Annotated in this window: 15 protein-coding genes; 5 read left to right on the top strand and 10 right to left on the bottom strand. The window is 70.6% G+C overall.

Annotation, left to right across the window (positions count from 1 at the left end; genetic code table 11):
* Positions 1-7: 7 nt before the first annotated feature.
* The 3 genes from AQJ54_RS40530 to AQJ54_RS40520 form a co-directional block, all read right to left on the bottom strand.
* Positions 8-1165, bottom strand: coding sequence for an acetyl-CoA C-acetyltransferase (locus AQJ54_RS40530; RefSeq protein ID WP_062030819.1), 1158 nt, complete (start codon positions 1163-1165; stop codon positions 8-10).
* Between the two features lie 26 nt (positions 1166-1191).
* Positions 1192-1779: a TetR/AcrR family transcriptional regulator gene (locus AQJ54_RS40525; RefSeq protein ID WP_030325983.1), complete on the bottom strand. Its 588-nt coding sequence runs from the start codon at positions 1777-1779 to the stop codon at positions 1192-1194.
* A gap of 69 nt (positions 1780-1848) precedes the next feature.
* A complete protein-coding gene (locus tag AQJ54_RS40520; protein ID WP_062246350.1) occupies positions 1849-2637 on the bottom strand; it encodes an SDR family oxidoreductase in 789 nt (262 codons plus the stop codon).
* Between the two features lie 103 nt (positions 2638-2740).
* Here AQJ54_RS40520 and AQJ54_RS40515 point away from each other — a divergent pair, with 103 nt between their 5' ends.
* Positions 2741-3919 carry an acyl-CoA dehydrogenase family protein gene (locus AQJ54_RS40515; protein WP_062246348.1) on the top strand — a complete coding sequence of 393 codons (1179 nt, stop codon included), beginning with the start codon at positions 2741-2743 and terminating at the stop codon, positions 3917-3919.
* Positions 3919-4902 (top strand): acyl-CoA dehydrogenase family protein, encoded by a 984-nt coding sequence (locus AQJ54_RS40510; RefSeq protein ID WP_062246345.1) that lies wholly within the window; start codon positions 3919-3921, stop codon positions 4900-4902. Before AQJ54_RS40515 ends, AQJ54_RS40510 begins: the two co-directional genes overlap by 1 nt.
* A 51-nt stretch (positions 4903-4953) precedes the next feature.
* Here AQJ54_RS40510 and AQJ54_RS40505 read toward each other — a convergent pair whose 3' ends face one another.
* The 7 genes from AQJ54_RS40505 to AQJ54_RS40475 all read right to left on the bottom strand — a co-directional run bounded on the left by AQJ54_RS40505 (position 4954) and on the right by AQJ54_RS40475 (position 11651).
* On the bottom strand, positions 4954-6042 hold the full coding sequence (locus AQJ54_RS40505) for an SGNH/GDSL hydrolase family protein (RefSeq protein WP_062246343.1): 1089 nt from the start codon (positions 6040-6042) through the stop codon (positions 4954-4956).
* Positions 6043-6188: 146 nt separating this feature from the next.
* Positions 6189-6719: a MarR family winged helix-turn-helix transcriptional regulator gene (locus AQJ54_RS40500; RefSeq protein WP_159055641.1), complete on the bottom strand. Its 531-nt coding sequence runs from the start codon at positions 6717-6719 to the stop codon at positions 6189-6191.
* The gene (locus tag AQJ54_RS40495; protein WP_062246339.1) at positions 6716-7987 is read right to left on the bottom strand and encodes a multidrug effflux MFS transporter; all 1272 of its coding nucleotides are present in this window, start codon (positions 7985-7987) and stop codon (positions 6716-6718) included. The genes AQJ54_RS40500 and AQJ54_RS40495 overlap by 4 nt, the downstream gene beginning before the upstream one ends.
* 92 nt (positions 7988-8079) lie before the next feature.
* A complete protein-coding gene (locus tag AQJ54_RS40490) occupies positions 8080-9021 on the bottom strand; it encodes an SMP-30/gluconolactonase/LRE family protein (protein ID WP_062246337.1) in 942 nt (313 codons plus the stop codon).
* 101 nt (positions 9022-9122) lie between these two features.
* Positions 9123-9770, bottom strand: a complete 648-nt coding sequence (locus tag AQJ54_RS40485; RefSeq protein ID WP_062246335.1) for an NADPH-dependent F420 reductase — start codon at positions 9768-9770, stop codon at positions 9123-9125.
* A gap of 35 nt (positions 9771-9805) precedes the next feature.
* Positions 9806-10816, bottom strand: a complete 1011-nt coding sequence (locus AQJ54_RS40480; protein WP_211278645.1) for an SMP-30/gluconolactonase/LRE family protein — start codon at positions 10814-10816, stop codon at positions 9806-9808.
* A gap of 55 nt (positions 10817-10871) precedes the next feature.
* Positions 10872-11651 carry an MBL fold metallo-hydrolase gene (locus tag AQJ54_RS40475; protein ID WP_062246331.1) on the bottom strand — a complete coding sequence of 260 codons (780 nt, stop codon included), beginning with the start codon at positions 11649-11651 and terminating at the stop codon, positions 10872-10874.
* A 128-nt stretch (positions 11652-11779) separates the two neighbouring features.
* On the opposite strand from AQJ54_RS40475, the gene AQJ54_RS40470 reads away from it, so the two are divergent.
* From AQJ54_RS40470 to AQJ54_RS40460, 3 genes are all read left to right on the top strand, one after another.
* On the top strand, positions 11780-12679 hold the full coding sequence (locus tag AQJ54_RS40470; RefSeq protein ID WP_062246328.1) for an AraC family transcriptional regulator: 900 nt from the start codon (positions 11780-11782) through the stop codon (positions 12677-12679).
* Positions 12680-12847: 168 nt separating this feature from the next.
* The gene (locus AQJ54_RS40465) at positions 12848-13771 is read left to right on the top strand and encodes a helix-turn-helix domain-containing protein (RefSeq protein WP_062031110.1); all 924 of its coding nucleotides are present in this window, start codon (positions 12848-12850) and stop codon (positions 13769-13771) included.
* Between the two features lie 249 nt (positions 13772-14020).
* On the top strand, positions 14021-14412 hold a 392-nt coding region (locus AQJ54_RS40460), incomplete at its 3' end, for an MBL fold metallo-hydrolase (RefSeq protein ID WP_159055640.1).

Raw genomic sequence — 14412 nt, 5'->3', positions numbered from 1 at the left:
CGTACCGTCAGAGCCGTTCGATGATGGTCACGTTGGCCTGGCCGCCGCCCTCGCACATCGTCTGGAGGCCGAACCGGCCGCCCGTGCGCTCCAGTTCGTGCAGCAGGGTGACCATGAGCTTGGCACCCGTGGCGCCCAGCGGATGGCCCAGCGCGATCGCGCCCCCGTTCACGTTGACCTTCTCCGGATCGGCGCCGGTCTCCTTCAGCCAGGCCAGCACCACGGACGCGAACGCCTCGTTGATCTCGACCAGGTCGATGTCGTCGATGGTCATCCCGGCCTTCTTGAGGGCGTACGCGGTCGCCGGTATCGGTGCGGTGAGCATCCGGATCGGGTCCTCGCCGCGCACCGACAGGTGGTGGACCCGGGCCCGTGGGGTCAACCCGTGCTCCCGCACGGCCCGTTCGCTCGCCAGGAGGATCGCGGACGCGCCGTCGGAGACCTGGGAGGAGACCGCCGCCGTGATCCTGCCGCCCTCGATGACCGGCTTCAGCCCCGCCATCTTCTCCAGGCTGGTGTCGCGGCGCGGGCCCTCGTCGATGGACACCCCGCCGTAGGGCACGAGTTCGCGGTCGAACCGGCCCTGGTCGATCGCACTGATCGCCCTCCGGTGGGAGCGCAGCGCGAACTCCTCCATGTCCTGGCGGGAGATGCCCCACTTCCCGGCGATCGTCTCGGCTCCCACGAACTGGTTGACGGGCCGGTCGCCGTACCGGGCACGCCAGCCCTCCGAGCCTGCGAACGGGCCCTGGGTCAGCCCCAGGGGCTCGGCGGCCTGCCGGGTGGCGAAGGCGATCGGGATCATCGACATGTTCTGCACACCGCCCGCGACCACCAGGTCCTGGGTGCCCGAGAGCACGCCCTGCGCGGCGAAGTGCACGGCCTGCTGCGAGGACCCGCACTGCCGGTCCACGGTGGTGCCCGGCACCTCCTCAGGCAGTCCGGCCGCCAGCCAGCTGGTCCGTGCGATGTCACCGGCCTGCGGCCCGACGGCGTCCAGGCAGCCGAAGACGACGTCCTCGACGGCCGCCGGGTCGGCGCCCGACCGCTCCATCAGCGCCTTGAGCACATGGGCACCCAGGTCGGCGGGGTGCACGGCGGCCAGTCCGCCGTTCCGCTTGCCGACGGGGGTACGGACCGCTTCGACGATGTATGCCTCGGCCATGGCCGCTCCTTGAGGGCTTCAGGGGATCATTCCCGCAGGTTGATGCCCTCCAGCACCATCGACAGGTACTGTCGGGCGATCTCCTCGGGGCTGTGCTGTCCGCCCGGCCGGTACCACGAGGCCGCGACCCACACGGTGTCGCGCAGGAAGCGGTACGTGAGCCGGATGTCGAGATCGGCACGGAAGGCCCGTTCGGCCACTCCGCGCTCCAGGGTGCCCAGCCACGCCTTCTCGAACTTCACCTGGGAGTCCGCGAGATAGGCGAAGCGCGGCTGGGTCTGAAGGACCCTGGCCTCCTTCTGGTAGATCGCGACGGCAGCGTGGTGCCGGTCGATTCCCCGGAAGGACTCGGTGACGAGCGCCTCGATGGTCTCCCTGGGCCCGAGACCCCCGGCGAGCACCGCGTCGTAGCGTGCCCAGAGGTCGGTCAGGAAGGTGGAGAGGATCTCGTCGACCATCGACTCCTTGGAGTCGAAGTGGTAGTACAGGCTGCCCGCGAGGATCCCCGCCGCGTCCGCGATCCTGCGGACGGTGGTGGCGCGGTACCCCTGCGCGGCGAACACCTCGGCGGCGGTGGCGAGGAGTTCCTCACGGCGCTCGGGCCCGCCGCTCATCGCCGTCTTCCTGCGGTCACTGTCACTGTTCCGGTCACTGTCACTGTTCGGCACCGGGTCATTGTCGCCTCACGCGCGCTGGCTGCTGACCGCGACGACCTCGCCCGTCATGTACGACGAGTAGCCGGACGCCAGGAAGACGATCACGTTGGCCACCTCCCACGGCTCGGCGTACCGCCCGAACGCCTCCCGGGCGGTCAGCTCCTCCAGCAGCTCCGGCGTCGTCACCTTCACCAGATGGGGGTGCATGGCCAGGCTCGGCGCCACCGCGTTGACCCGGACACCGAACTCGGCTGCCTCCAGGGCGGCGCACCGGGTCAGCGCCATCACGCCCGCCTTGGCGGCGGCGTAGTGGGCCTGGCCGCGCTGCGCCCGCCAGCCGACGACGGAGGCGTTGTTCACGACGACTCCGCCCTGTCCCGCCGCCTTCATCCGCCGCAGCGCGGCCCGCGTGCAGCGGAAGGTGCCGTTGAGCGTCACGTCGAGGACCTTCGACCACTGCTCGTCGCTCATGTCGACGAGATCGGCGGTCCCGCCGAGCCCGGCGTTGTTGACGACGACGTCCAGCCGCCCGTGCCGCTCCACCGCGAGGTCGAACAGCGCGGCCACCTGGTCCTCGTCGGTGACGTCACAGGGCAGGGAGGTGACCCTGTCCGTCCCGAACGTGTCGGCGAGTTCGGCCGCCGACTCCTTGAGCCGGCGCGCATGCGCGTCCGACACGACGACGCTCGCGCCCTCCTCCAGCAGCCGCCGCGCGGTCGCCCCACCGATACCGGCACCGGCGGCCGCGGTCACGACGGCGGCACGGCCCCCGAGCAGGTGGTGACCGGGCTCGTAGGGCGGCGGGGAGGTGGTCACGGACGGGCCTCCTTGGACAGGCCGGCGGCGCGTTCGACTCTCGACGGCCGGCGCCTCGTACGTTAACCTACCAAACACTTGTTAGGGAAGGAGCCGGAGCCTGATGGACCTCGACTTCTCGGCCGCCGAGGACGCGTTCCGCGCCGAGGCCCGCGCCTGGCTCGCCGCCCACGTACCCGGGACACCCCTGCCCTCGCTGGAGACCGAGCAGGGCTTCGCCGCCCACCGGACGTGGGAGCGCACCCTCTCCGCCGACCGCTGGTCCGTCGTCTCCTGGCCCGAGGAGTACGGCGGCCGGGGCGCCTCCGTGCTGGAGTGGCTGATCTTCGAGGAGGAGTACTACGCGGCCGGCGCACCCGGCCGGGTCAGCCAGAACGGCATCAACCTGCTCGCCCCCACCCTCTTCGAGCACGGCACCCCCGAGCAGCGCGCCCGCATCCTCCCGCCGATGGCCACCGGCGAGGTCATCTGGGCCCAGGCCTGGTCGGAACCCGAGGCCGGCTCCGACCTCGCCTCGCTGCGCTCCACCGCCCGACGGGCCGACGGCGGCTGGCTGTTGAACGGCCAGAAGACCTGGTCCTCCCGCGCCGCCTTCGCCGACCGGGCCTTCGGCCTCTTCCGCAGCGACCGGAGCGGCGTGGACGAGGGCAGACCCCACCGCGGCCTGACCTACCTGATGTTCCCGCTCGACGCCGACGGCGTGACCGTACGGCCCATCGGACGGCTCGACGGGAAACCCGCCTTCGCGGAACTCTTCCTCGACGACGTCTTCGTGCCCGACGAGGACGTCATCGGCGAGCCCGGCCAGGGCTGGCGGGTCGCGATGAGCACCGCGGGCAACGAACGCGGCCTCACCCTGCGCAGCCCCGGCCGCTTCACCGCCGCGGCCGACCGGCTCACCCGGCTGTGGCGGGACCGCGCCGACCCCAGCGACACCGCCCTGCGCGACCGGGTCGCCGACGCCGTGATCGGCGCCCGTGCCTACCAGTTGTTCACCTACGCCGGTGCCTCACGCCTCGCCGCGGGCGGCTCCATCGGCGCCGAGTCCAGCATGAACAAGGTGTACTGGTCCGAACTCGACATCGCCCTGCACGAGACCGCGCTCGACCTCCTCGGCCCCTACGGCGAACTCGCCGACCGCGCCGACGAGGCGCCGGAGCACGGCAGTTGGGCCGACGGACACACCTTCTCCCTGGCCGGACCGATCTACGCGGGCACCAACGAGATCCAGCGCGACATCGTCGCCGAGCGGCTGCTCGGCCTGCCGAAGGGACGCCGGTGATGCGCTTCCTCCTCGACGACGAGCAACGGGAGTTCGCGCGCTCACTCGATGCCCTGCTGAAGGCGGCCGACACCCCGGCCGTCGTCCGGGCCTGGAGCGCGGGCGACCACAACCCCGGACGAGCCCTGTGGGGCCGCCTCGCGGAGGCCGGGGTGTTCGGGCTCTCGGTCCCCGAGGAACACGACGGTCTGGGCTTCCTCCCGGTCGAACTCGCCGTCGCCTTCACGGAGTTGGGTCGTCACGCCGTGCCCGGCCCACTGGTCGAGACGGTCGCGGCGGCCGTCCTGCTCGACGGGCTCGGCGACCGGCACACGACCTGGCTCCCCGGCATCGCCTCCGGCAAGACCGTCGTGACCCTGCGCCCTCCGGGGGACGACAGCCCCTACGCCCTCGACGCGGACATGGCCGACCTCGTCCTCGTCGTCACCGGTGACACCCTGCGCGCGGCCGGGTCCACCAGCTCCGTCCAGCCCTCCGCCGACCCGGCCCGCCGCCTGTCCCGGCCGACGGGCGGCACCGTCCTGGCGGAGGGGCCGCACGTGCGGCGCGCGGCCGAGCACGCCGCCGACGTGGGCCGGCTCGCCACCGCGGCTCAGGCACTCGGAGTCGGCCGGACACTGCTCGACCGGACCGTCGCCCACGTGCGGGAACGCCACCAGTTCGGGCGACCCGTCGGATCGTTCCAGGCGATCAAACACCGCTTGGCGGACGTCCTGATCAGCCTCGAATTCACCGCGCCACTCGTCCGCGCGGCAGCTCTCTCGCTCGCCTCCGCGGCCGGCGACAGCGGCCGGGACATCGCGGCGGCGAAGGCCGCCGCAGGCGACGCGGTCCACCTGGCCGCCCGCACCGCACTCCAGTGCCACGGCGCCCTCGGCTACACCGACGAACTCGACCTCTCCCTGTGGATCCGCAAGGCCCGCCCCCTGCGTACCGCCTGGGGCACCCCGACGGCCTGCCGCGCCCGCGTCCTCACCAACTGAAGCGCGCCGCCCGCGAGAACTCGCGAGCGGCGCGCTGCCTGAAAGGGGTCGTCAGCCCTGCGTGGCCGTACGGCGCCTGCGCGCGAACCAGACCCCGGCGGAGCCCGCCGCCACGACCGCAAGACCCGCGCCCGCGACGACCGGCGCGTCGCTCGGGGTGCCGGTGTCGGCGAGCTCGGTGTGCGCGGCGGAGCCCTGCGCCGCCACGTGCTTGACCGGAACGGGCTCGGGCGACCCACTGGCGCCCGCGGCCCCGCCCTGGACCGCCGCCGGACGGTGGACGAGCTGCGCCGCGAAGGCTCCGGCGATCACCTTGTGCCCGGCCGCGTTGGGGTGCGGGTCCGTCTTCGGCGTGCACGCCCAGGTGAGTTGGCAGATCTTGGCCACGTTCTCCGGCACCTTGCCGGCGCCCGGGGTGTTCACCAGCGGGGTGAAGGCGTCCGAGGAGAAAGCGCCGGCCACGTCCGCCACCTTGAAGCCCGTGGACCTGTACACCTGGGCGATCCCCGCGTTGCCCGCCTTGACGAGCGGGGCCGACGCCTTGGCGGCCTTCTGCCCCTGGGCTCCGAGCAACCAGGCCGCCAGGAAGGGGTTGTAGTAGGTCGAGCCGACGAACTGGGTTTTCTTCGTGCCCGCCTTGTGCAGCGCGCCCGTGATCTGGGCGAGGTTCCTGCCCATGGTCTTGGTGGTCTTGTTCAGGCACACGCCGTCCAGTGTGCCGAGGGCACTGACACAGGACTGGATGTCGTTGGCGCCCACGCTGAGGGTCACGTAGGCGACCTTGCCGTGATGCTGCGTCAGCGCCTTCAGGGCCGCATCCAGCTGGGACTTGCCGTTGGGGTAGTGGCAGACGCCGCCCTTGATCAGCGACTGCGTGGTCTCACCGCTGCATCCCAGGCGTATGTGCCTCAGCCCGGGGTCGTGCTTCTTGAGCTGGGCGTAGAGCTGGTCGGTGTAGGCGAGGCGGGTGTCCTTGTCGACGTCGGGCTGGTAGCCGGAGGCCAGGGAGTCACCCAGGGAGATGTAGTACGTGGGGGTGGTGCTCGCGGTCGTCGCGTCGGCGGCGAGTGCGGGCGTGCTCAGCAGGACGGTCGAGGCGGCGAGGGCCAGACCGGGGACGAACCGCTGAAGGGTTGTCATCACGTGCGTGTGCTTTCCACTTGGGGGGTGGGATTTGTGGTGCGGATCAATTTATCGGCGGGCGCGTCGCGTCGGGTATTGAGGAACGACAAAGCAGATGAACATGCGACACGTGTAACCTTCAGAAAGGACCGCTTGAACGTGAATCAGGCTTGAGAAGTCGACGAATTCACAGCGGTGGTGCGCCGGCTCCTGGCGCAACTGAGCTGCGACTGGGGCCGGGAGCGCAGGTCGCAGAGCGGTTCGAGCAGTCTCACCAGCACGTCCGTGTGCTCCACGCCGATACTGAATTCGGTAAGACTTTGGCGCACGGCGGCCCGATAGGTGTCGTCGGCCTCGTCCAGGAGAGCCACGCCCTGCCCGGTGACCGTCGCGTGGGTCGCGCGCGCGTCCCTGGGGCAGGCCGACCGGAGCACCCGTCCGTGGATTTCCTGACGGGTGACGGCCCGGGTCACCCGGCTTCTTGAGAAACCGAGTGCGGTGGCCGCCTCCGTCATGTGAAGGAATTGGTGAGGAGAGCGGTGGATAAGTGAAAGGACCGCGAATTCCTCCCAGGTGATTCCGAACTCCCGGTGAAGGGTGCGGTTCACCGAGGTCTCGAGCAGCCGGGCGAACAGTGCGAGGGCTTCGTACGCAGGGACATCCGTTCCCGAAGGGGATTCCTGCACCGGGCTCACCGAGCCAGTGGATCGGGAACAGCACGCCACGGGCGGCACAGCGCGAGGAAACAGCCGGCCGAGGCGAGGGCCAGGCCCAGCACCGACAGCGCCATGGGGAGGGCGGTCGACTGTCCTCCGAGCCCGGCGAGGGCCGGGGCGAGCGCTCCCATGAGGAACTGGGTGGTGCCCAGCAGCGCGGAGGCGCTGCCCGCCGCGAGCGGGGCGCGTTGCAGGGACAGGGCCGTGGTGGTGGGCAGGATCATGCCGACCGGGCAGGCGGTGAGGAAGAGGGCCGCCGCGATCCAGGGCAGGCCCGCGTGAGTGGCGGTGACCAGGAGCACCAGGGCGGCACCCGCGGCCCCGAGCACGGCCAGGCCGACGGCCAGCACCCGGTGGGAGGGGTAACGGCCGAGCAGGAACTTGCCGTTGAGCTGTCCCGTGGCGACCATGCCGAGCGAGTTGAGGCCGAAGAGCAGGCTGTACGTCTGCGGGGAGGCGCCGTAGACCTCCTGAAGGGTGAAGGACGACCCGGCGATGTAGGCGAACAGCGCGGCGAAGCCGAGACCGCCGGTGAGCAGGTAGCCGGTGAAGGGGCGGTCGCGCACCAGGTCGCGCATGGTGCGCAGGGTCGCCGGGAGTCCGCCGTGCCGTCGCTCCTGGGGCGGCAGGGTCTCGGTCAGCAGGGCGGCGGTCGCCGCCAGCACGACCAGGCCGAGGAGAGTGAGGGTGACGAACACACCCCGCCAGGAGGTCAGGCGCAGCAGCTGGGCGCCGAGCACGGGCGCCAGGATCGGCGCGGTGCCGGACACCAGCATCAGCGAGGACAGCAGACGGGCGGCCCCGAGTCCGTCGTAGAGGTCGCGCACGACGGCCCGCGCGATGACGATGCCCGACGCCCCCGCCAGCCCCTGGACCAGCCGCATGCCGATGAGCACTTCCAGGTCCGGGGCTAGCGCGCACAGGGCGCCCGCCACCACGTACACCGACAGGCCGGTCAGCAGCGGCCGGCGCCGCCCGAGGGTGTCGCTGAGCGGGCCGACGACCAGCTGGCCCAGCGCGATCCCGGCCATGAAGGCGGTGAGGGTGAGCTGGGTGACGGCCTGGGAGACGTGCAGGTCCGCGCTGACCCGGGGCAGCGCCGGAAGGTAGAGGTCGATGGTGAGCGGTCCGAGCGCGGTGAGGGAGCCCAGGACCAGGACGAGGGGCAGGCGGCGTGGGCGGCGGTCCGGAACCTCGCCTCGCCGGGGACGGTGACTGGGGGTGCTGGTCTGAGGAATCGCGGCCATATCTGTTCCTGGACTGCGGGGGTCGGCGGCGTGCGCGGCGGGGTTGTCCCGCCGCGCACGCCGCCGTCGGGCGGTGTACCGCTACGGCCGTGTCAGCGGTCGAGGTGGGCGACGAGGAGGTTGGGGTCCTCGTTGGTGAGGTAGGCGGCGCTGGGGACGTACACCTTGCTGCCGTGGACCGCGACGGAGGTCGGGGTCTGGAGGCCGTCGGCGGCCGTGAGGACGGCGGTGTGGGTGCCGTCGGGGCGGACCAGGTCGACCTGGTTGTCGTCGCGGGCGGCGAGGAGGGCGTCGCCGTGCCCGGTGAAGGCGAAGTCGTCGATGGAGGGCATACCGGTGGCGCGGACCTGGATGGTGCCCGCGGTGCCGCGCGGCGTGATGGGGATGCGCAGGACGGTGCCCTTGTCGAGGTTGGTGGCCCAGACCGCTCCGTCATGCAGCTTCAGGCCGTTGGCGCCCGCGAAGGTGCTGGGTTCGAGGGCCTCACCACGGGCCCAGACGGTCGCCTTGCCGCCGTCAGCCGGGAGACGGTAGATGACGCCGTGGACGGAGTCGGTGACATAGAGCCGCTGCTGGCGTCCGTCGAGGGCGAGGCCGTTGGGCAGTCCGTCGGCGGGCAGCGCGGCGATGCGGTGCGGGCGGCCACCGGGGCGCACCGCCCAGACGCCGGTCAGGTCGGCGGTGCCGGTGGCGTAGGTGACGTAGAGGGTGCCGTCGTCGGCGCGGGCGATGCCGCCGACGAACGCCTTGCCGAGGTTGGGGGTGCTGGCCTTGGCGGGTGCGGGAAGCGTGGCCAGCACCTGCTGGTGTCCGTCGGGGGAGACGCGGACGATCTGGCGGGCGAAGGAGAAGGTCAGGTATGCCGATCCGGTGCGGTCGACGGTGATGTTCTCGGGCTGCTGCTCGGCTGCCAGGCTGAAGTGGGCCGCGATGCGGGGATGGGAGAGCGGCTGGTCGGCTGCGGTGGCGGTAGCCGCGGAGGTCAGCAGGGCCGCGGTTGCTGCGAGCGTGGTGACGGTGGTGCGGGCGTGCATGGGGGTGGTTCTCCTGTGCTGAGGACGGCCCACTGCCGGCCCGTGGGGGAGTAGCGGGCCGGCAGTGGCGTTCGGGGGAGGATGTCGTACCGGCTGGTGCCTCAGGGGGCGACGATCTTGATGGTGCTGGCCCAGTTGTGGCCGCCTTCGCGGATCTGCAGCGCCATGTGCAGCAGCTGGAAGCCCTCTAGTTCGCGTGCGTGCTTGAGCGCGCCGACGTCGACCGGGTTGAGTCCGCCGGAGGCGACGAGGTCGGCGACCTCCTTGCGGGCGGCCTCGTCGTCGGAGGCGATGAAAACGTCGAGCGGGGTTCCGCCCACCTGACCGGAGACCAGGGTGGTGGCGAACGTCGTGTTGAACGCCTTGACCACCCGCACCTGTTCTCCGGCGGCCGCGGCGATCCGCTCGGCGGCCGAGGTGCCGGGAGCGACGACCAGCGCCTCGAGCGAGGCGTCGACGGGGTTGCTGATGTCTATGAGCACCTTGCCGCTGAGTCGCGGGCCGTAGGAGGCGGCGAGCTGCTCGGCCGCGGCGAAGGGCACCGCGAGGACCACGATGTCGGCCCGGTCGAGAGCCGATTCGTCGCCGGCGGCCACTTGCCCGCCGTGATCCTGTTCGCTCAGTTCGTCGGCGAGTTGTACGGCCTTGTCGGGGTCCTTGGCCGTGATGGTGACGTCGTGGCCACCGACCAGGGCGCGGGTGGCGATGCCTCGGGCCATGTTCCCGGCGCCGACGATGGTGATGTTCATGAGGGTCTTCTCTCTTGTCTCTGGGGTTCCGGCAGTTACCGGGTGTGGACCCGGACCACGTTGAACGGCAACTGCGGGTCCGCGATCTGGAACTGGAAGTTGACGATCAGCAGGTCGTGGCCGTCGAAGGCGGCCGTGGACGGGCTGTGCATGCCGTGCCCGTGCTCCACGCTCACGACATGGGCCTTGGTGTAGTCGCCGTTCAGCTTCAGTACGGCGATCTGCCCGTCGGGGTTGTCCAGTTCGGTGACCGCGGTCAGGGTGTGCCCCCTGAGGAGCAGGCCGTCGCCGGAGATGCCCTCGGCGCCGCCGAGGTCGATCGGGACGACCTGGTGGGTGCGCAGGTCGACGCGGTAGAAGGCGTAGTCGTTGTAGTCGGCGAGCAGGACGTACCGTCCGTCGCCGGTGACCACCAGGCCGTTGCCGTTGAAGCCGGCGTCGTAGACCATCGGCGAGTTCGTCAGGTCGACGCCCACCCGCAGCGGCTGATCCACCCGCTTGCTCTTCAACTCGGCCGCGGTGATGTGCCACAGGGCCGGGTGGATGGAGTCCGAGATGTAGGCGTCGCCGTTCGGCGCGAGGGCCACGTCGTTGAGGAACACGTCGGTGCGGCCGGTGTCGAAGACGTGCAGCAGCGCCCGGGTGCGGGTGTCGTAGACGAAGACCTTGCCGGTGGCGCCGCCGGCGACGACGAGCCGGCCGGAGCTGTCGGTCTTCATGCCGGCGACCGACACGCGCCCGTCCTCGCCGCCTGGGAGGAACACCTTGGTCGCGCCCTGGTGGATGTCGCCCCGGTAGATCGTGCCGTCAGTGGTGCTGCCGACGTAGAAGTACGGGGTGTGCTGCTGGCGGGCGATGCCCTCCGGGTAGGTCTTGTCACCCGGGATGGTGTAACTGGTCGGCAGCGACGGCTTGTTGGTGAGAACCGGGTGGTGGGGTATGTCGCCGCCGGAGGTGGCGAGGGCCGGGGCGGCGCCGCCCAGGACGAGGAAGGCGGCCGTGGCGACGGCCGCGGCACGGGGGCCGCGAAGACGTGCTGAGGACATGACGGATCTCTCTTGCTGAGCGCGTGTCGATAAGAGGCGGTGAAGGAAGGGGGGATCAGCCGGCGGCAGGGAAGAGGGACCGGTTGGCGATGTCGATGATGAACGGGCCCACGTGGGAGGGGTACTTGTCGACGATCGCTTTCTTGTACGCGTCGCCGTCGTCGCCGAGCAGCTCGCGGGCGTCGTCGAGGTAGCGGCGGATGTCCCCGTAGACCTCCGGCCCGGTGGGGGCGCCGTGGCCGGCCAGAATCGTGTCGTAGCCGGACTCCGAGGCCAGCCCTTCCACGAGCTGCTGCCAGCCGGTGATGTCGTTGTTGCCCAGGTAGAGGTGGACGTCGTTGTAGACGAGGTCCTGGGCGATCAGCACACCCTGCTCGGGCAGCTTGATGAGGAGCTCGTCGGCTGCCTCGCCGCCGGACACGGCCTCGAAGACGAAGGGCACTCCGTCGATGACCTCGGTGCCCGGGACGATGTTCACGTCCGGGGTGAACTCGGTGAGGGTGATGACCTGTCCGGTCGGCAGGTGGCTGTCGCCGCGGGCGATGATCTGCTCGGTCACCTGGGGCAGGGCGTGCACGGGGACGCCGAAGCGCGCGGCACCGTTGTAGTGGTCCGGGTGGGCGTGCGTGACGATCAGCCGGTCGATCGGCTTGCCGAGGCCCTTGGCGTACGCGACGGCCTCCTCGGCGTAGGCGGGCAGCAGCTGGGCGTCGATCGCGATGATCCGTGCGGGGGTCTCGATCAGCTGGGTGGTGGTGTGGAAGGTGTCGGCCGGCGACATGTAGCTGTGGATGCGGACCGAGCCCTTGTCGAGAACCGTGACCGTGCCGTTCATGAAGATGCTCCTTGCGGTTAAGGCGGCCCGTCGCCGTCTTGATGTCCTCCACTCTTGTCGCAACGCCGCAGGTAATCGAGATACGCTGAAGACGCGGCATGGTAAATCGAGGACATCTGGAGTGTTCGATGCGTACGACGGGACCCGGGGACCCCGCGCAGGCCGGCGCCATCCCCCGGCTCGACTTCAACCCGCCGCACGAACGCGTCCGAGGGCTGGAGATCGTCGAGCTGGCGGCCCTGCACGAGCGGCGCCGACGCCGGGGCAGCCGGGCCGACCTGGTGCACCGGGTCGACTTCCACACCCTCACGCTGATCACCGAGGGCAGCGCCGAGCACGCGGTCGACTTCGTGACCTACCCCTGCCGCCCCGGCACCCTGCTGTGGATCCGCCCGGGACAGGTGCAGCGCTTCGTCAGGCCGGGCACCGCCAACGGCACCCAACTCCTGTTCACGCCGGCCTTCCCGCCGCACACCAGCAGCGCCGACCGTCTGGTGAAGGAGTGGTACGGCCCCGCCTGCTGGCAGCTGGGGGCACGTCCCGAGTACGCCGTGCTGTCGACCCTGGTCGGTCAGATGCGGGCCGAGTACGGCCGTCCCGTGGAGAGCGTGTCTGCCGAGATCCTCCAACTCCTCCTGGCCACGGTCCTGTTGCACATCGACCGGCTGCCGCACCCCGACAACGAGGGCGACCCGCACGCCGGCGGCGAGGTGTACGCCCGCTTCCGTGCCGAGCTGGAGCGCTCCTACGCCACCACCCGCCGCGCCGCCGACTACGCGCACCGGCTCGGGTACACCGTCAAAACCCTCACGCGTGCCTGCGTCGCCGCCACAGGCCAGCCGGTGAAGCAGGTCATCGACGCCCGGGTGGCCCTGGAGGCGCAGCGGCTGCTCGCCCACACCGACGAACCCGTGGCGACCATCGCCCGGCGTCTGGGATTCGTCGAAGCCACCAACTTCGGTAAGTTCTTCACCCGCCACCTGGCTGTGACCCCGGGTGCTTTCCGGCAGACCCATCAGGGCGGATAGTCGGCCGACTGCTCACGAGAACACCACGCGAGGGTCACGTGGAGTTCTGTTGTCCGTCAGATTTCGGTTATGTCGAAACGCTCGCATTCGGCAGCGGTGTATCGCCCGGATGCGGCCGGGATAAGCTGCGGACCAGCCACGGTGGAACGAGGTCGCGTGGAGAGCCAGATGCGGGTCGAAGAGGCGTTCGCCGCTGAATTCGGGCAGCCGGGACCGATTCCCCGGCTCGGTTTTCGTCCGCCTCGGGAGAGGGTGCCGGGATTCGAGATCGTCGAACTCGCCACGCTCCACCGGCGCCGGGCCCGTCGGGACCCCGACGGGGTGCACCGCATCGACTTCCACACCCTCACCCTGATCACGGAGGGCAGCGGGGAGCACGCGGTCGACTTCGTGACCTACCCCTGCCGCCCCGGCTCCCTGCTGTGGGTACGGCCGGGCCAGGTGCAGCGGTACGTCCGCCCGGGCACCGCGAACGGTCTGCACCTGCTGTTCACCTCGTCCTTCCTGCCGCTCTGCCACAGCACGGACCGTCTGCTCAACGACTGGCGGGGCCCGGTGTGCCGGCAACTCGGCACCAGCTCCGAGTACGCCGTGCTGTCGACCCTGGTCAGCCAGATCCGCAGGGAGTACGAGCGCGCCGACGAGACGGCCTCACCGGAGATGCTCCGGCATCTGCTCGTCGCCGTACTGCTGCACATCGACCGGCTGTCGTGCACCGACGAGGGTGGCGAGGCGCAGGTCGGCGGGGAGGTGTACGCCCGGTTCCGGGCCGAGCTGGAGCGTTCCTACGCCACCACCCGCCGGGCCGCCGACTACGCCGATCGCTTGGGTTACACCGTGCGGACGCTCAGCCGTGCCTGCATGGCCGCTACCGGGCAGCCGGTCAAGCGAGTCATCGACGAGCGCGTCGCCCTGGAGGCGCAGAGATTGCTCGCCCACACGGACGAACCGGTGTCGACGATCGCCCGGCACCTCGGATTCATGGAATCCACCAATTTCGGCAAGTTCTTCATCCGGCACACCGGGACGACACCCAGTGCCTTCCGCGAGCCCTTCCAGCCCGACGGTTCGCCCTCTACGGCACCCCGCTGACCAGCGCTGTCGTCGTTTGACCATGGCACGTCTCCCTTCTACCTTGCCGACACGTTCCAGCGAGGAAAGGGTTGAACGCGGTCAAGACAATTACCCGGGGTCACGGTCCCGGATGAAGAATTCGTGCTGTGCGTGAACCATGGCGGGGAGAGGTGCACGGCGATTCGCCCGGCGCGAACCCGTGAATCGGCCACCTGCGCGGCATCGAATTCGGCACAGCCTGTCCACCCCCCTTGCAAGGAGTCAAAGTTGAGCACGCTGTCCTTCACGATCCTGGATCTGGACTTCCCGGCCGGCAGCAAGAACAAGACCGCGACGCTGGTCACGGGTGAGCGGGAGGCGCTGCTGGTGGACGCGGGGTTCACGCGGGCCGACGGTCACCGTCTGGCCGCGGAGGTCCTGGACTCGGGCAAGAGCCTGACGACCGTGTTCGTCTCGCACGCGGACCCGGACTTCTACTTCGGCGCCGAGGTCGTCGCCGACGCCTTCCCCGAGGCCCGGTTCGTGGCCACGCCACTGGTGATCGAGCACATCCGCGACTCCTACCAGGGCAAGCTCAAGGCGTGGGAGGCGCTGGGCCCGAACCTGCCCACCCGCCTGGTCGAGCTCACCGAGCTGACCGGCGACCTGAGCCTGGAGGG

The sequence above is a fragment of the Streptomyces griseorubiginosus genome, assembly GCF_001514195.1.
Classification (GTDB): domain Bacteria; phylum Actinomycetota; class Actinomycetes; order Streptomycetales; family Streptomycetaceae; genus Streptomyces; species Streptomyces griseorubiginosus.
This window is presented reverse-complemented; position numbering and strand designations above follow the sequence as displayed.